Raw genomic sequence first — 16,337 nt, forward strand, 5'->3', positions numbered from 1 at the left:
GCTAGCGGCGCGTGGGGACATAGCGGGTATGGACCTTGGAGGTGAGCTGGAAGCGCTTGTCGGCCAGGTCGATTTCCATGCCGGTGCCGCGCATTGTAGTGCCGGGCTCGGTGATGGTCACGGCGACGTCGCTGCGCGCCCGGCGCGCGCGCGGCAGGACTTCGAGGGCTTCGGTCTCGAGGCGCATCGCGCGGCTGTCCGCGGGATCGGAAACGGCGACCACGTCGCCTTCCAGGCGCATCTGTTCGCTGTCGGCGCTGATCCATCCGGTGGCCGCGCGCAGGTCCCAGTAGAACTCCCCGCCGTCCTCGGGGAGCAGGAACAGCGGCTCGCGCAGGGACATCGTGTCGTCCACCGGGTCGCGCTGCAGGTGCGGCGCGCGCAGGGTAAAGGCCTCGCTGCCGTCCTTGTCGAGCGACACCAGTTCGAAGTCCTCGAGCACGTAATCGGAGCGGTCGCTGGCGCTGGCGGCCTCCGGGGCCTCGGCCCGCTGGCGCCAGGCCGACCAGCCGCTGGCGATCGCGGCCACCAGCAGCACGATGATCAGGGCGCCGCGCCAGCTCACTGGCGCGCACCCGCGGCATCGCCATCCGACGCGGCATCGCCGCGCGCGACCAGCAGCAGGTCGCAGAATTCGCGCGCCGCGCCCGCGCCGCCGCGGTGCAGGGATTGCCAATGGACGTGGCCTAGGATCGCCGGCTGCGCATCGGCGGGCGCGGCGGCCAGGCCGGCGGCGGACAGCACCGCCAGGTCGGTGAGGTCGTCACCCATGAAGGCAACCTCCTCGCGGGACAGGCCGAGGCGTTCGCGCAGCCCATCGACGCAGGCGAGCTTGTCCTTGATGCCGGTGTGCGCCTCGACGCCGAGGTCGCGGGCGCGGATTTCAGCGGCCGGACTGGTACGCGCGGTGACGAAGGCCACGGCGATGCCGGCGCGCTTCAGCAGCGACAGGCCCAGCCCGTCGTGGACGTGGAAGGCCTTGGTCTCGGTGCCGTCGCCGGCGATGTACAGGCGGCCGTCGGTCAGGGTGCCGTCGACGTCGAAACAGGCCAGGCGGATGCGCGCGGCGCGCGCGAGCAGTTCGGTGGACGGGGCGGGGCGGCTGGCGGTAGGCATGGGACGCGCGATCACACCACGCGCGCGCGCAACAGGTCGTGAATGTTCAGGGCACCGGCCACGTGGCCGTCGCCATCCACCACCACCAGGCCGCCGATCTTGTGCGCCTCCATCAGCTGTGCGGCCTCGACGGCCAGCGCGTCGGCGCCGATGGTGCGCGGGCTGCGCGTCATCACCTCGGAGATCGGCGTGGTGCGCACGTCGATGCCGGCGTCCAGGCTGCGGCGCAGGTCGCCGTCGGTGTACAGGCCGAGCAGGCGGCCATCGCCGTCGACCACCGCGGTCATGCCCAGCATCTTGCGGCTGATCTCCGCCAGCGCCTCGCTGACGGTGGCGTCGGCGCGCACGCTGGGCACCGCGTCGCCGGTGTGCATGACGTCGGCGATGTGCAGCAGCAGGCGGCGGCCGAGCGCGCCGGCCGGGTGCGAGCGCGCGAAGTCGTCGGCGGTGAAGCCGCGGGCCTCGAGCAGGGCGACGGCCAGGGCGTCGCCCAGGGCCAGCGACGCAGTGGTGCTGGCGGTCGGTGCCAGGTGCAGCGGGCAGGCCTCCTCGGGCACGCTGACGTCCAGGTGCACGGCCGCGGCGCGGGCCAGGGTCGAGTCGGGGCGCCCGGTCATCGACACCAGCGCATTGCCCTGGCGCTTGAGCACCGGCAGCAGCTGCAGCACCTCGTCGGATTCGCCCGAGTACGACAGCGCCAGTACCACGTCGGCGTCGGTGACCATGCCCAGGTCGCCGTGGCCGGCTTCACCCGGATGGACGAAAAATGCGGGCGTGCCGGTGGAAGCCAGGGTGGCGGCGATCTTGCGCGCCACGTGGCCGGACTTGCCCATGCCGGTGCAGACCACGCGGCCGTGGCAGGCCAGCAGCAGGGCACAGGCGCGGGAGAAGTCGCCGTCGATGCGCGCGGCCACGGCGGCCAGGCCCCGGCCCTCGATCTCGAATACCCGCCGGCCGGTGGCCGCGAAGTCGTGTGCGCCGACGGCGCTGGCTGGCGTGTGGCTGCTGCCGGACATTTCCGGACCTGACCCTTTTCCGTTAGGCTAACCTGTTCATCTTACGCGGATTGTCCCGCGGTCTGCGCGGCTTTGCGCAGGCGCTGGACGGCCGCTCATTCGCCCTTCATCACGGGAAGACGCCTTGAACGCAGACACCATCCGCAAACTCATCGAGCAGGGGCTGCCGGGCGCCGACGTCGAGGTGCGCGGCGACGACGGCGTGCACTTCGAGGCGCTGGTGGTGCACCCCGATTTCGCCGGCCGCCTGCCGCTGGCCCGCCACCGCATGGTCTACGCCACCCTGGGCACGCTGATGGGCAACGAGATCCACGCCCTGGCGCTGCGCACGCTGACGCCCGACGAGAACCGGCCCGGCTGATGCAGAAGATCGTGGTGAGTGGCGGCGTCCCCCTGGAAGGGGAGGTCCGCGTGTCCGGCGCCAAGAACGCCGTGCTTCCCATCCTGTGCGCGACCCTGCTGGCCGATGAGCCGGTGGAGATCGGCAACGTCCCGCACCTGCACGACGTGGTCACCACCGCGCGCGTGCTTGGCGGACTGGGCGCGGGCGTCGAACACGACGCCGACGGCAGCCGCGTGGTGGTCGATCCGCGTGGGGTCGACAGCCATATCGCGCCCTACGAGCTGGTGCGCACCATGCGCGCCTCGGTGCTGGTGCTGGGCCCGCTGGTGGCCCGCCACGGCGCCGCCGAGGTCGCGCTGCCGGGCGGCTGCGCGATCGGCTCGCGCCCGGTCGACCTGCACATCCGCGCGCTGGAGGCGCTGGGCGCGCGGATCACCGTCGAGCACGGCTTCATCAACGCGCGCGCCGGCCGCCTGCAGGGCGGCCACGTGGCCTTCGACACAGTGAGCGTGGGCGCGACCGAGAACCTGCTGATGGCGGCAACGCTGGCGCAGGGAACGACGGTAATCGACAACGCCGCGCGCGAGCCGGAGATCGTCGACCTCGCCGACTGCCTGCTGGCGATGGGGGCCGACATCGAGGGTGCGGGCGGCTCGCGCATCGTGGTGCGCGGCGTCGATCGGCTGCACGGCGCGCGCCACGACGTGGTGGCCGACCGCATCGAGGCCGGCACCTTCCTCGTCGCGGGCGCGATCACCGGCGGGCGGGTCACCATCACCCACGCGCGGCCGGACACCATGGACGCCGTGCTGGAACGGCTGGCTGCGGCCGGCGCCGGCATCGCCATCGATGGCGACCGCATCACCATCGACATGCGCGGCCGCCGGCCGCGTGCCGTCGACATCACCACCGCGCCGCACCCGGGGTTCCCGACCGACATGCAGGCGCAGTTCATGGCCCTGGACTGCATCGCCGAGGGCGTGGCGACGATCGACGAGACCATCTTCGAGAACCGCTTCATGCACGTGAACGAGCTGATGCGATTGGGGGCGGACATCCACATCGACGGGAATCGCGCCACCGTGACCGGCGTGGAGCGCCTCAGCGGCGCACCGGTGATGGCCACCGACCTGCGGGCATCGGCGTCGCTGGTGCTGGCCGGGCTGGTTGCAGAGGGCGAGACGGTGATCGACCGCATCTACCACCTGGATCGCGGCTACGAGCACATCGAGCGGAAGCTTTCCGGGCTTGGGGCGCGGATCCGCCGGATCGATTGACCCGGCAACAAAAAGGGTTTTTTCCGATTGGAGGGAAAGCGCGGCGCTGATAGACGCGGGCGCCGGGTGCCAAGGCCCTTGAGTGCTCATGTCCCCCGGCGCTGGCCTGCGGCCATCGCCTCCTCCTTGACTTCGCTCTCAAGGGCCTTGGCCCCCGGTGCGCAGCAGTACGCGGTGGCCCGGGAGCAAAAGCCGGGCATCGTGCGTACTCCAGCCGAAGCCGCGAAGGCCTCCCGGCCGCGGCGGGGCCCTCCAAGTCATAGCGAAGACGCAGACACTCCTTGTCGAAATCCCTTCCCCGCAACCGGGAGGAGAGCCAATAAAAAGCCCCGCGATGCGGGGCTTCTGTCTGCAGCGTGGCCCTGCTCAGTTCACCGCAGTGAGCCGCAGGTCGATGTGGTCCTTGCCGTCGCGCCGTTGCAGCACGCGCGCCGGGACCGGCAGGCCGTCCACGACCCAGGCGATGATCTCGCGCTTGCCGTCCTTGCGTACCACGCGGGTGGCTTCGTGCGACTTGCCGCCGACCTCGATGGCCTCCTTGCCGGCGACCTGGAAGCTCTGGCGCTTGACCCGCCCGTCTTCGACCAGGCGGTACTCGAGCGGCTTGCCTGCGGCAACGTCGCGCACCAGCACCAGGTTCATCAGCATGCCGTCGAGGTCGCCTTCGCGCAGCTTCACCGGGCCGGCCCGGTCGGCCTTCACGTCGCCGGTCCAGCGTGCTTCGCCGCGGGTCCAGTCGTAGTCGGCGGTAACCGTCTTGCGCTTGACCAGCATGGCTGCCAGGCCGCTGGTGCCGCGCTGGCTGTCGACGCTCTTCAGCGGTCGCCACTGCTTGCCGTCGATTTCGAACACCGTGCTCTGCTCGAGTTCGGCGCCCATGCCGCCGATGTCGATGCGGTACTGCCAGCGGTCCTTGCCGGCGCTGGCGAGGCTCATGGTCGCCTTCGCTTCCATGCCCATGTAGTTGGCCTGGTAGTCGGCGTTGAACGCTTCGATCGCAAGCGCGGGCGCGGCCGACAGGGCCAGCAGCAGGCTCGAGGCTACGAGCGCGGCGCGGCCGCGGATGGAGTTCAGGTTCTGCATCTATGGGGCTCCTTGATATGCGACCAGGCGCAGGTCGATGGTGTCTTCGCCGTTTTCGCGCTGCAGGATGCGAATGGGCGTCGGCACGCCGCGCGCCACCCAGACGATGGTTTCATCATTGCCGCCGTTGGTGCGTGAAACCCGCATCGCCTCGTACGACAGGCCGTCGACCTCGATGTATTCGGTGGCCCCGGCCACGGCGTACTCGTGCTGGCGCACGCGGCCGCCGTCGACGAAGCGATAGCTCAGGCTGTGCCCGGGGCGGGCGTCGCGGATGATGGCCAGGTTGATCAGCAGCCCGCTCATGTCGCCGTCCTGCAGCGGCACGGGCTCCTGGCGCTCGTCCTTGATGTCACCGGTCCAGCGTGCCTCGCGCGTGTCCCAGTCGTAGACGCCTTCGATCTCGCGGCCCATGAACAGCGCCTTGCGCTGCGTGTCCTGCCGCAGCGGCCGGTACGCGCCGTCGACCTCGTCGAACACCGTGCCCTGGTCGATGTCCAGGCGGACCCAGCGCGCCAGGCCGCGCTTGCCGACGATGCCGAGATCGATTCGCCAGTGCCCGTCCTCGCGGACCAGCTCCATGCTGGCGGCGCCAGCGAGCTTGCCCTTGTTCCAGGCGTCGTAGGTGGCGAGGAAGGGCTGCAGCGCGGCGGCCTCTTCGACGGCGGCAGCATCCAGAGGGGCCGCATTGACGCTGGCGTCGTCGGCAGCGATGGCTGCCGGCACGTCGGTGGCCCCCGCGACAGCCGCCTGCGCCACGACGGGCGCAGCCGTGAACGCAGTCGCGAGGCTGGCCGCCAGGGCCAGCAAGAGGTTGTGGGGGCGGGTGTCCATGTCTGGCGGGATCATGCCCGCAGGCGGTTGGATGCCAGCTGAAGCGGTGCCTGGAGCGGCTGTCCGTCGAGTTCCACCCTTGTGTCTCGCAAGTTGACGCGACCGGCGCAAAGCAGCTGCAGGGTCGCCAGCATGAGCGGGTGCTCGACTGCCAGCACCCGCGCGGCCAGCGCATCGGCATCGTCTCCGTGATGCACGGCTACCCGCGCCTGCGCGATCACCGGGCCGCCGTCGAGGTCGGCGGTGACGTAGTGCAGGCTGGCGCCGTGCTCGGCGACGCCGGCCTCCAGCGCCCGCGCGTGCGTGTCCAGTCCCTTGAAGGCCGGCAGCAGGGAAGGGTGGATGTTGATGATCCGTCCCTGCCAGGGTTCGATCGCCGCGGCACCGAGCAGGCGCATGTAGCCGGCGCAGACGATGAGGTCGGGCTCGACCGCCGCGATCGCGGCGAACAGCGCGGCGTCGTAGTCCTGGCGACTGGCGAAGTCGCGGGGACGCAGGCCGCGGGCCGGGATGCCGGCATCGCGCGCGCGCTCCAGTGCCAGTGCCTTGGGACGGTCGCCGAAGACGCCGGCCACGCGCGCGTCCAGGCGGCCGTCGCCGATCGCGTCGAGGATGGCCTGCAGGTTGCTGCCGCGCCCCGAGGCCAGCACTGCCAGGCGCGGGGTCGTGGGGACTGCTGCCATCGTGCTCAGCCGATGCGCACGCGCGCCGTGCCGGCGGTTTCCGGCACCACGCTGCCGACCGTCCAGTGCGCCAGCCCCAGCGCGTCGAGCGCCGTGGACACCGCCGCCGCCCGCGCGGGATCGACCACGAGCACGAAGCCGATGCCGCAGTTGAAGGTGCGCCACATCTCTTCGCGCGCCACCGCGCCTTCGCGCTGCAGCCAGTCGAACACCGCCGGCATCGCCCAGGCGCCGGCATCGATGTCCAGGGCCAGGCCATCGGGCACCACGCGGATGATGTTCTCCGTCAGGCCGCCGCCGGTGATGTGCGCCATGGCGTGGATCGATCCGCCTTCGGCGCCGCGCAGCAGTTCCAGCACCGGCTTCACGTACAGCGCGGTCGGCGCCATCAGCGCGTCTTCCAGGCGTACGCCGCCAAGATCGGTGTCGCCGGGGCGGCCGGCGCGCTCGTAGATGCGGCGGACCAGCGAATAACCGTTGGAATGCGGGCCGCTGGAGGCGATGCCGATCAGCACGTCGCCCGCGGCAACGCGGCCGCCATCGCGCAGTTCGGACTTCTCCACTGCGCCGACGGTGAAGCCGGCCAGGTCGTACTCGCCCGGACCGTACATGTCCGGCATCTCGGCGGTCTCGCCGCCGATCAGCGCGCAGCCGGCCAGCTCGCAGCCCCTGGCGATGCCGCCGACCACGGCCACGGTGGTGTCGATGTCGAGCTTGCCGGTGGCGAAGTAGTCGAGGAAGAACAGCGGTTCGGCGCCCTGTACCAGCACGTCGTTGACGCACATGCCGACCAGATCGATGCCGATCGTGTCGTGGCGGCCGAGCTGCTGCGCGAGCTTGAGCTTGGTGCCGACGCCGTCGGTGCCCGAGACCAGCACCGGCTCGCGGTACTTGCCCGACAGGTCGAACAGCGCGCCGAAGCCGCCCAGGCCGCCCATCACCTCCGGGCGGAAGGTCCGCTTCACCAGCGGCTTGATGCGTTCGACGACTTCATTGCCGGCATCGATATCGACGCCTGCATCACGGTAGGTCAGCGGAGTGGGGCTGTTCACGATGGCTCGCCGGCGCGGGAAAGCGTCGATTTTAGCAGTCCCGGAGCCGTCTTCATGGACGCGGGGGCGCCGCTGCGGCACCATTCCGGCCTGACACGGTCCAGGGAACGATGATGCCCAAGGCGTTGCTGATCACGCTGTTGCTCGCGCTGCTGCTCCCCGGCGGGGCGCATGCGCAGCGCATGGAGGGCGATCGCGCCGGTGCCAGCGGCATGTACCAGGCCGAAGTCGCGGTCGGCAGCCAGGCCGAATCCGCGCGCCAGTCGGGCTTTGCCCGCGCGCTGGCCCAGGTGCTGGGCAAGATGTCCGGCGACGCCGGGGTCGCCAACCGGCCCGGGGTCTCGCGCGAGCTGCGCCGCGCCGGCGATTTCGTCGAGGGCTACGACTACCGCCAGGACGAGGGCCGTTCGGCCGCGGGTTCGCCCACCTACACCACGATGCTGGTGGTGCGCTTCCGCGAGGACGAGGTCAACGCCATCGCGGGCGCCCTGGGCCTGCCGGTCTGGCCGGAGCCCCGTCCCAAGCCGGTGCTGTGGCTGGCGATCGATGACGGCAGCGGTCCGCGCCTGGTGGCGGTCGGGCAGAGCAACGTCGCGCGGCCGGTACTCGACCGCGCCACCGAGCGCGGCTACCGCCTGGGCCTGCCCGGCGGCAGCGCCGCGGAGCAGGCCGCCGTGGGCGCGATCTGGCGCGGCGACACCGCCGCCATATCGCGCCTGTCCGCGCGCTACCGCCCACCGATGCAGCTGATCGGCAAGCTCTACCGCGCAGGTCCGGGCTGGAAGGCCGACTGGAGCTTCGTCGACGATGGGCGCGTGCTTGCGACCTGGTCGAACGAAGACGCCGTCGCGCGCCGCGTCATCGCTTCGGGCGCTGACGGCGCGGCCGATGCCCTGGTGCGGCGCTACGCCAAGGCCAGTACGGTCGGCGAGCCCGCCGTCGAGCACGTGGTGGTGACGGGGATCAACAGCAGCAACGACTTCGTGCGCCTGTCCTCGTGGCTCCAGTCCAGCTCGGTGGTGCGCGGGATCCGCCCCCTGCGGGCGACGCCGAACAGCCTGGAACTGGAACTCGACCTGCTGACCGGGCTCGAAGGCTTCCGCCGCGTGCTCGATGACTCGATCCTGGTCGAGTCCGGCGCCAACATCGAGGGCGTGACGCCCGAGTTCCACCTGCGCTGAGGCCCGGATCCATGAACGAACACGCCGACCAGGTTGTTTCGCGCTTCATCATGCGCCTGCAATGGGCGTTGCTGCTGTTCGCGATCGGCTGGCTGGTATGGCGGCTGGGCACGGTGCTGACGCCGTTCGTGCTCGCCGCGCTGCTGGCCTGGATGGGCGATCCGCTGGTCGACCGCCTCGAGCAGTCGGGGCGCTCGCGAAACATCGCCGTGGTGATGGTGTTCACGGTGATGCTGCTGTTCCTGGTGCTTGCGCTGGTGATCCTGGTGCCGATGATCGTGGCCCAGGTCCGGATCCTGGGCGAGTCGATGCCCGGCTATCGCGACTGGGTGCTGCAGACCGCGCTGCCGTGGCTGGAGGCGCGCACCGGGATCGACATCGACGGCTGGATGGATCCGGTGCGGCTGATGGATTTCTTCCGGGAGCATTCCGAGCGTGCCGGCGGCATCGTCGCGACCGCGCTGGGCGTGGTGTCGCGTTCGGGCTTCACGGTGCTGGCGTGGGTGGCCAACATCGTGCTGCTGCCGGTGATCACCTTCTTCTTCCTGCGCGACTGGGACCGCATGGTGGAGCGCGTGGAATCGATCATCCCGCGCGACCACGTCGACACCGTGACGCGACTGGCGCGCGAATCCAGCGAAGTGCTCGGCGGCTTCCTGCGCGGGCAGTTCCTGGTGATGGTGATCCTGGGCGTGATGTACGGCATCGGCCTGTGGCTGGTGGGCCTCGAGCTGGGCCTGCTGATCGGGCTGATCGCGGGGCTGTTCACCTTCATTCCCTACATCGGTCCCGCCACGGGCATCGTGCTCGGGGTGGTCGCGGCCCTGATCGAATACGGGGACTGGCAGCACCTGCTCGGCGTGGCGGTGGTGTTCACCCTCGGCCAGGTGATCGAGAGCTACTGGCTGACGCCGAAGCTGGTCGGCGACCGCATCGGCCTGCATCCGGTGGCGGTGATCTTCGCGGTCATGGCCGGCGGCGTGCTGTTCGGCTTCGTCGGCATGCTGATCGCGCTGCCGGCGGCGGCGGTGGTCAACGTGATGCTGCGCTTCGCGCACGAGCGCTATACCGCGAGCCGGCTCTATGCGGGACGCACGGCAGAGGCCGCGGAAATCCTGGTGGGCACCGCGTCCGGACCGGGCCGCGACGGGGCGTGAGCAGGCAGCTGCCGCTGGCGCTGCGCTATCCACCCGACCAGCGTTTCGAGACCTTCGTCGGCGCGCCGTCCGGCGCACTTGAGCAGTTGCAGGCGCTGGCCGCAGGCAGCGGCGGCTGGCTGTACGTGGACGGGGCGCCGGGCACCGGCAAGACGCATCTGGCGCTGGCCGCCTGCGCCGCGGCCGAGACGTCCGGACGCGGCGCGGCCTACCTGCCGCTGGCGACCGCGGCCGGACGCCTGAACGAGGCCCTGGATGCGCTGGATGGCCTGGGGCTGGTGGCGCTGGACGGGCTCGAAGCGATCGCAGGCCGCCGTGACGACGAACTCGCGCTGTTCGATTTCCACAACCGCGCGCGCGCCGCGGGTGGCGGCGTGCTCTATGCAGCGACGGCAGCACCCGCGACGCTGCCGCTCGGGCTCCCCGACCTGCGCTCGCGCCTGGCGCAGTGCGCACGCATCGCCCTGCAGCCGCTGGACGATACCGGCCGCGCCGAGGTCCTGCGCCTGCGCGCACGGCGCCGCGGCCTGCAGTTCGACGAGGCCGCGATCATGTGGCTGCTGCGCCACGCGGGGCGCGACCTGGCAGGGCTCACCGCCCGGCTGGACGCCCTGGATCGGGCGTCATTGGTCGCGCAGCGGCGGGTGACGGTGCCCTTCCTGCGCGAGGTCCTGGGCGTCGCGGGCGCTTGACCCGTGCCCACCGCGTGCCGGCCGGGCCGGCCTCAGCGGTGGTACTCGCCGGCGCGCTCGGGCTGGTAGGTGACTTCCTCGATCAGCACCTTGATGCTGCCGCCGCCGGGCTTGGGCCATTCCATTTCGTCGCCCTGCGACAGGCCGAGCAGGGCGCTGCCCACGGGCGCCAGCACCGAGATGCGGTCGGCGCTGCCGTTCGCGTCGCGCGGGTAGACCAGGGTGAGCAGGAAGCTCTCGTCCGGGCCCACGCGGAAGCGGACCGTCGAATTCATGGTGACCGTGGTGGCCGGGACGTCCTTGGGCGGAACCACGTCGGCGCGCAGCAACTCGGCCTCGAGTGCGTCGCGGCCGGGGAAGGCGCCGTCGGGAAGGGATTCGAGCAGCGCCTCCAGGCGCTCCGAGTCCAGCGTCGAGATGGTGATTTTGGGTCGGGTGTTCACGCGTGCGTCTCCTGCAATGCGTTTGCCGCAGCAACGCGCCCCGGGCGACTCGCGTCGGCCGGGGCGCGGGGGTACTGGTGGCTACGATGTTTCCTTGGCATCCAATGTAGCTGCAGCCGGCCGCATTCTCAATCGTCGCGCGCGGTGCCTCCGAAGCGCCAGTGCCAGGGTTCGTAGACGATGCCATGGGGGTTGCCCCGGGGGTAGCTCATGGCGAAGCCGAGCGCGGCGGCGTTGGCCTGGAGCCAGGCGGATGCGCGGGTGGCTTCGAAGGACTCCTCGGCCGCGGGTTCGCCGGGGGCACTGATGTCGATGGCGCAGCCGGAATGGTGCTCCGACCAGCCCGGCGCGGCGTTGACGGCAAGGATCCCCTCGATCCCCAGCCCCCGGGCGAGCTTCCGCTCGATGATGCCGGCCTGGTAATCGTGGCTGCGATAGCCGGACACGGCCTCCAGCACGATACCGTCGCGGCCCGCGGCCTCGACCAGGCGGCGCCAGCCGCGGGCCGCATCCACGCGCAGCCACAGGGCGCGCCGGTAGCGGTCGTGGCCGGCCGATGCCAGCCACGCCGGCTCCGGTTCCAGCGCAAGCCCCGTGCGTGCCGCGTAGGCGTCGCCGTCGATGCCCAGGGCGTCGAGGCGCGAGGCCAGGCGGGTGGGCGGCAGGCTGGGGACGGCGTCGATGCCGTTGCGCGTCGCGACGTGCGGCGGGTGCTCGAGGGCCGCGAGGGCGGCGTCCAGGCCGGGCTCGCGGGCCAGGCGCGGTACCAGCGGCAGCAGGCCCTCCGGCAGGTCGGCGGCCAGCAGGGTGCCGTCGCGCTTTCGCCGCAGGACGGTGCGTGCGCGGGCCAGGGCCCGCGCATCGCGGTTGCCGCGCGCGCGCAGCACGCCGCCCGGCCAGAGTTCGATGTCCGGGGTGTTGGCGAGGATGGCGTCGCGGCCGCGCATGGCGACGAGGCTAACGGCTCGCGGCGGCCGCTGCCATCGCGCGCAGGCGTTCGAGGAGCGCCTGCGGGTCCCTTGGCTGCAGCAGCAGGTCGTGGCCGGCGGCGGTCGGGATCCACAGCAGGTGCCGTCCGCCGGCGCTGGCCACCAGGGCACGGTGGCCGTTGCGCAGGCGGTACCAGCCGCTGCGGAAGCCCGGAACGGCGAGGCCGTTGGTACGCAGCATCGGCCGGAACTCCGGGCGCTCATCGAGATTGACCACGCGCGCGGCGTCGAGGCCGAGTTCGGCGAGGCGGAACTGCCGGTTGTAGAAGGTGGTGGCGACCTCGATTCCGCCAGCATCGAAGCGCAGCCGGTGGCGGCGGACCAGGGCCGCCAGCGCGCCCCACAACAGCAGGCAGAAGCCGGCCACGCCGGCAGCCGCGCGCCAGGCCACGCTGGCGCCTGCCTCCGCGGCACCGCCGCCGCCCGACAGTTCGACGATGCCGATGAGCAGCAGCGGCAGCGCGACCACCAGCGCGAACAGCCAGGCCCCGGTGCGCGCGGAGGCCGGGACCAGGGCCAGGGGGCCGCCGCCCGCGGTGGTGGCGTCGCGATGGTCCCGGTGCGCAGCGTTCATTGGCGATCCCCTGTTTTCTTTGCGCCGGATCCGGGCAGCCCGTCGGCCTTGCGCTCCCTGTCGAGCGCGGCCACGTCGCTCTTCCAGCGTGATATCAGAGTATCAATCTCTCGGAGATTTTCGCGGGCTTGCCCCGTCTGCTCCGAAGGGGCGGCAGGAGGCGAAGCTTGCGGGGCCGCTTCCTGCGAAGATGGCTGCTCCTCGATCCCCGGGAGCCAAGCATCGATGAAAGGCCGTGACGGCTATGCCGTGTTCTTCTTCCCGCAGGCGCTTGAAGCCCTGGGGGACGCCATCAAACCGTATCTCCAGGACAGCCCCGTGGTGGGGCCGCACGTGCCCTGCGACGAGATCGACACCGGCGGCGCGCTGATCGAACTGACGATGAAGGGCCGGATGCCGACCGGCGAGGACATCACGCTGGAGCTGATGGTGCCCTCGTCGATGGTGCGGATGATCGTGTCGCGCGAAAGCGGCGGCATGTTCGGCTTCGGGCCGCGCAGCTACGAGGCGCCTCCACCGGTGGTGGCGCTGCCCGCGACCGGTGCCTCCGCCCCCGCGGCGGAGACGCCTGCGCAGGCGGTGCCGGACAGTGACGCGGCCGGATCGCCGGCGGTGGAAGCGGCCCCCGCCGGGGACGCTGCGGCCAAGCCCGCCCCATAGCCAGGGAGCTGCCGTGACTCCATCCCCCGCCCTGCGGGGGAAGAGGTTCGGTCAGTTGGCCAGATCGACCCACACCAGGCGGTGGTCGCTGCCGTCGACGATGTCTGCGCCGTCCTCGCCCGGGGCGGGCCAGAACACCGCGGATTCGAGCATGCGGAAGCCCGTGGAGGGCAGGGCGTAGTCCAGCCGCAGCGGACCCACGCGCGGGCCGAAGTCGCCGGTGGCGTGGGCCACGCTGCCGCGGCGGCCTGGCCGATCGGCACCCGGGGCGTGCGCGGCGCCCGCGCTGCGCGGGGTGGCCATCCGCAGCACGCGCGGATGCTGGAGCAGTTCGACGATCGCCTCGTGCCTGCCGTCGCCGTCGGCGGGATCGTTGTTGAGGTCGCCCAGGATCACGAAGCGGGCCTCCTCCGCCAGGCCGCCGCAGCGGCCGGCGTCGTCGCACAGCCAGGGCTTGTCGCCAACGCCGATGTACTCGTTCCACAGCCGGATCTCATCGTGGTTGCGTGCGCCGTTGCGGTCCTCGGGGCCGTCGAAGACCGGCGGTGTGGGATGCGAAGCGAGCATGTGCACGGTGCCCAGCGGGGTGCGTACCGGCACGTCCCAGTGCGATTTCGACGACAGCCGCAGCCGTGCCCAGGTCGCATCGTCATGCCATGGCGCACCGGTGTCCGGATCGACAGGACGCGCAGCGCCGGGCAGGGCGCTCCACGGCAGCAGCTGGAACGTGCGCGCGGCCTCCGCATCGATCGGGTGCATCGACAGCAGCAGCATTCCGTATTGACCCGGGTGCAGACCGTAGCCCCAGGCGTCGTTGCCGCGTCCGCGCGCGGCGGCCGCGTCCTCGCCGGGCACCGGTGCGGCGGCGCCGACGTGGCCGCTGCGATCGAGGTCGAGGCCGCTGGGCACGCCGGTGTTCACCGGCGCCATGTAGCGGTAGGGATAGCGCAGCGCGGCGCCGCCGCCGGCCTGCGGGACTTCGAGGTAGCCGCGCTGGAAGGCGTCGGCGGCGCGGCCGGACGCGTCGTGGTCGAACTCGTTGACGAGCACCACGTCCGGGCGCACGCGCTGCAGCACCGCCGCGACCTTGCGCGCGTCGGCATCGTCGGACTGGAGCCGCCGCAACAGGCCGCCGGCTTCGTCGGAATAGAGCGAGGCGTTGTAGCTGGCAACGCGCAATGTGCTGGTCCGGGTCATGTACTGGTCGGGATCCCCGTGGACGTTGACCTGCACGCAGCCGGCAAGGAGCGCGCAGCAGGACAGGGCGGAAAGACGCATGCTCATGCCTCGCCGCCGCGCGGGAGGGGTCGCCATCCGTGACCGTCGAATTGTTCGAGGGGCTGGAACCTGCGCTTGTAATCCATCTTCACGTGTCCTGAAATCCAGTAGCCGAGGTAGAGGTGGCGACGCCCGTCGCGCCGGGCCCAGTCGATCTGCTGCAGGATCGCCAGCGTGCCCAGGCCGCGCGCGGCCTGGTCGGGATCGTAGAAGGTGTAGACCGCCGACAGCGCATCATCCACCAGGTCGGTGACAGCCACCGCCAGCAGGCGTCCTCCCGCGCGCAGCTCCATGAAGCGGCCCTGTGACCAGCTGCCGACCAGGAACTGCGCGAACTCCGCCTTGCCGTGGTCGTCCATGCCGCCACCGGGGTGGCGGCCGGTGAGGTAGCGACGGTAGAGCTCGAAGCGCTCCGCGCTTTCCCCGGCTGGCAGTATCCGCGCCTGCACGTCGGCGTTGCGCGCCAGGCAGCGGCGCTGGCTGCGGTCGGGCACGAAGTCGGCAACGGGCAGTCGCACCGCCACGCAAGCGCGGCAGCCGTGGCAGTGCGGGCGGTAGACGATGTCGCCGGAGCGGCGGAAGCCCCACTGCAGCGCACGCGCGTAGTTATCCGCCAGGCGCGGGTCGCCGGGGTCGAGCACCAGGTCGCGCGCGGCGCGTTCGGGCCAGTAGCCGCAGGCGTGTGCGGCGGTATGGAACAGGCGCAGCGGTGCGGGCTCAGCCATGGCGGGCCCGGCGTGGCGAAACGTCGACGGCGCGGTGCATGCGTGCAGGATACTGCGCCGCGTCGCAGTCGCTGCGAACCGGCTGGCAGCTGAATCCCCCGGCCCGCCGGTCAACCTCATCGGGCGCCACGCGTTGACCTGGGCACCTGCAGCAATGCCGCTGCCAGTCAAGGAGTCACGCATGAAGCGTCATGCCCTGTTCTTCGCCACCGCCCTGGCCGTGGCTTCTCTTGGTACCGCCGGCCTGGCGGCCGCCCAGTCGTCCGCGCCCGCCGCCCCGGCGGCCGATGCCGCCACCGACGCCCCGCGCGCCGCCGGCAAAAGTGAGCGCGCCAGGCGCCACGGCAAGGGCCACTTCGGCCACCGTGGTGGCCATGCCATGCGCGGCGGCATCGAGCGCATGGATGCCGACGAGGATGGCCGCATCAGCCGCGCCGAGTTCGACGCCGCCAAGGCCGCCCGCGAAGAAGCACATGCGAAGCGCATCGCCGAGCGCGAGCAGGCCGGCACCGGCGAAACCCCGCGCCGCGCGCGCGCCGATCGTCCCGGACGTCCCGCCCGTGACGACATGGCGCGCGGCCCGCTCATGGCTTTGGACTTCGACGCCATCGATGCCGACAAGGATGGCTACATCGTCCGCAGCGAAGTGATGGCCCATCGCGACGGCATGCAGCAGCAGATGCGCGAGAAGCGCGCTGAACGCTTCGCCGAAGCCTTCGCCGCGGCCGACCTCAACAAGGACGGCAAGCTCAGCCGGGTGGAGGTCGACGAGAAGATGCCGCGCCTGTCCAAGCGTTTCGCGTGGATGGACGACAACCGCGACGGCTTCCTGAGCCGCGCCGAACTCGAGGCCGGCAAGCGCCGCTGAGTGAAGCGTTCCCGTTGATGGGGTGGCGCCGGTTCGTCCGGTGCCGGGCCCGCGCCTCACGGCGCGGGCTTTTTTTGGTTCTTCTCCCAACTGAGGGAATGGCGCGCCATTGATACAGCGCGTGATACGGCGCGGGTGCCGGATGCCAAGGCCCTTGAGGACTCATGTCCCCCGGCGCTGGCCTTGCGGCCATCGCCTCCTCCTTGACTTCGCCCTCAAGGGCCTTGGCACCCGGTGCGCAGCAATACGCGGTGCCCCCACGGGCAAAGCCGGTATCCCGCGCGGCTGCAACAACGCCGAGCCCCGTCGTGGCCGGGAGGCCTTCGCGGGGAAGTAAAGGAGGAGGCATCCGCCGCCAGGCGGATG

19 protein-coding genes are annotated in these 16,337 nt (G+C 71.4%); 7 read left to right on the forward strand and 12 right to left on the reverse strand.

Annotated elements, in window-relative coordinates:
- Position 1 precedes the first annotated feature (1 nt).
- Genes lptC through E2169_RS10265 form a run of 3 tightly spaced genes read right to left on the reverse strand, consistent with a single transcriptional unit; the run spans position 2 to position 2,132 of the window.
- Positions 2 to 565 carry an LPS export ABC transporter periplasmic protein LptC gene (gene lptC / locus E2169_RS10255; RefSeq protein ID WP_165942399.1) on the reverse strand — a complete coding sequence of 188 codons (564 nt, stop codon included), beginning with the start codon at positions 563 to 565 and terminating at the stop codon, positions 2 to 4.
- Positions 562 to 1,116, reverse strand: a complete 555-nt coding sequence (locus tag E2169_RS10260; protein WP_132986516.1) for a KdsC family phosphatase — start codon at positions 1,114 to 1,116, stop codon at positions 562 to 564. Before E2169_RS10260 ends, lptC begins: the two co-directional genes overlap by 4 nt.
- 11 nt (positions 1,117 to 1,127) lie before the next feature.
- A complete protein-coding gene (locus tag E2169_RS10265; protein ID WP_132986517.1) occupies positions 1,128 to 2,132 on the reverse strand; it encodes a KpsF/GutQ family sugar-phosphate isomerase in 1,005 nt (334 codons plus the stop codon).
- 124 nt (positions 2,133 to 2,256) lie between these two features.
- On the opposite strand from E2169_RS10265, the gene E2169_RS10270 reads away from it, so the two are divergent.
- Together E2169_RS10270 and murA are read left to right on the forward strand one after the other, a co-directional pair.
- Complete coding sequence (locus tag E2169_RS10270) at positions 2,257 to 2,493, forward strand: BolA family protein (RefSeq protein WP_132986518.1); 237 nt, start codon at positions 2,257 to 2,259, stop codon at positions 2,491 to 2,493.
- The gene (gene murA, locus E2169_RS10275) at positions 2,493 to 3,752 is read left to right on the forward strand and encodes a UDP-N-acetylglucosamine 1-carboxyvinyltransferase (protein ID WP_132986519.1); all 1,260 of its coding nucleotides are present in this window, start codon (positions 2,493 to 2,495) and stop codon (positions 3,750 to 3,752) included. The genes E2169_RS10270 and murA overlap by 1 nt, the downstream gene beginning before the upstream one ends.
- 366 nt (positions 3,753 to 4,118) lie before the next feature.
- Here murA and E2169_RS10280 read toward each other — a convergent pair whose 3' ends face one another.
- From E2169_RS10280 to purM, 4 genes are read right to left on the reverse strand one after another with little or no spacing between them, the layout of a single operon-like run.
- Entirely contained in the window at positions 4,119 to 4,835 is a 717-nt protein-coding gene (locus E2169_RS10280; protein WP_132986520.1) for a DUF3108 domain-containing protein, read from the reverse strand.
- Positions 4,836 to 5,669, reverse strand: coding sequence for a DUF3108 domain-containing protein (locus tag E2169_RS10285; protein ID WP_132986521.1), 834 nt, complete (start codon positions 5,667 to 5,669; stop codon positions 4,836 to 4,838).
- A gap of 11 nt (positions 5,670 to 5,680) precedes the next feature.
- Positions 5,681 to 6,352 (reverse strand): phosphoribosylglycinamide formyltransferase, encoded by a 672-nt coding sequence (purN, locus tag E2169_RS10290; protein WP_132986522.1) that lies wholly within the window; start codon positions 6,350 to 6,352, stop codon positions 5,681 to 5,683.
- A gap of 5 nt (positions 6,353 to 6,357) precedes the next feature.
- Positions 6,358 to 7,488 carry a phosphoribosylformylglycinamidine cyclo-ligase gene (gene purM, locus E2169_RS10295; RefSeq protein ID WP_132986523.1) on the reverse strand — a complete coding sequence of 377 codons (1,131 nt, stop codon included), beginning with the start codon at positions 7,486 to 7,488 and terminating at the stop codon, positions 6,358 to 6,360.
- 29 nt (positions 7,489 to 7,517) lie between these two features.
- Between purM and E2169_RS10300 the strand changes: the two genes are divergently transcribed.
- From E2169_RS10300 to hda, 3 genes are read left to right on the forward strand one after another with little or no spacing between them, the layout of a single operon-like run.
- On the forward strand, positions 7,518 to 8,585 hold the full coding sequence (locus E2169_RS10300) for a DUF2066 domain-containing protein (RefSeq protein WP_132986524.1): 1,068 nt from the start codon (positions 7,518 to 7,520) through the stop codon (positions 8,583 to 8,585).
- Between the two features lie 11 nt (positions 8,586 to 8,596).
- Positions 8,597 to 9,742 (forward strand): AI-2E family transporter, encoded by a 1,146-nt coding sequence (locus E2169_RS10305; protein ID WP_132986525.1) that lies wholly within the window; start codon positions 8,597 to 8,599, stop codon positions 9,740 to 9,742.
- A complete protein-coding gene (gene hda, locus E2169_RS10310) occupies positions 9,739 to 10,434 on the forward strand; it encodes a DnaA regulatory inactivator Hda (protein ID WP_132986526.1) in 696 nt (231 codons plus the stop codon). The genes E2169_RS10305 and hda overlap by 4 nt, the downstream gene beginning before the upstream one ends.
- 32 nt (positions 10,435 to 10,466) lie before the next feature.
- On the opposite strand, the gene rnk is transcribed toward hda, so the two are convergent.
- The 3 genes from rnk to E2169_RS10325 form a co-directional block, all read right to left on the reverse strand.
- Positions 10,467 to 10,877, reverse strand: a complete 411-nt coding sequence (rnk, locus tag E2169_RS10315) for a nucleoside diphosphate kinase regulator (RefSeq protein ID WP_132986527.1) — start codon at positions 10,875 to 10,877, stop codon at positions 10,467 to 10,469.
- A 128-nt stretch (positions 10,878 to 11,005) separates the two neighbouring features.
- On the reverse strand, positions 11,006 to 11,824 hold the full coding sequence (locus E2169_RS10320) for a M15 family metallopeptidase (RefSeq protein WP_132986528.1): 819 nt from the start codon (positions 11,822 to 11,824) through the stop codon (positions 11,006 to 11,008).
- A 10-nt stretch (positions 11,825 to 11,834) separates the two neighbouring features.
- Positions 11,835 to 12,440, reverse strand: coding sequence for a hypothetical protein (locus E2169_RS10325; RefSeq protein ID WP_132986529.1), 606 nt, complete (start codon positions 12,438 to 12,440; stop codon positions 11,835 to 11,837).
- 225 nt (positions 12,441 to 12,665) lie between these two features.
- Between E2169_RS10325 and E2169_RS10330 the strand changes: the two genes are divergently transcribed.
- A complete protein-coding gene (locus tag E2169_RS10330) occupies positions 12,666 to 13,100 on the forward strand; it encodes a hypothetical protein (RefSeq protein WP_132986530.1) in 435 nt (144 codons plus the stop codon).
- A 51-nt stretch (positions 13,101 to 13,151) separates the two neighbouring features.
- Here E2169_RS10330 and E2169_RS10335 read toward each other — a convergent pair whose 3' ends face one another.
- Both E2169_RS10335 and E2169_RS10340 read right to left on the reverse strand, forming a co-directional pair.
- The gene (locus E2169_RS10335) at positions 13,152 to 14,414 is read right to left on the reverse strand and encodes an endonuclease/exonuclease/phosphatase family protein (protein WP_370465129.1); all 1,263 of its coding nucleotides are present in this window, start codon (positions 14,412 to 14,414) and stop codon (positions 13,152 to 13,154) included.
- A complete protein-coding gene (locus E2169_RS10340; RefSeq protein ID WP_370465128.1) occupies positions 14,381 to 15,286 on the reverse strand; it encodes an arginyltransferase in 906 nt (301 codons plus the stop codon). The genes E2169_RS10335 and E2169_RS10340 overlap by 34 nt, the downstream gene beginning before the upstream one ends.
- On the opposite strand from E2169_RS10340, the gene E2169_RS10345 reads away from it, so the two are divergent.
- Complete coding sequence (locus tag E2169_RS10345; protein ID WP_132986533.1) at positions 15,285 to 15,971, forward strand: EF-hand domain-containing protein; 687 nt, start codon at positions 15,285 to 15,287, stop codon at positions 15,969 to 15,971. The genes E2169_RS10340 and E2169_RS10345 overlap by 2 nt on opposite strands.
- Positions 15,972 to 16,337 lie beyond the last annotated feature (366 nt).

Origin of the sequence: Luteimonas terricola (assembly GCF_004352845.1) — a bacterium.
In the GTDB taxonomy this organism is placed as follows: Bacteria; Pseudomonadota; Gammaproteobacteria; order Xanthomonadales; family Xanthomonadaceae; genus Luteimonas; species Luteimonas terricola.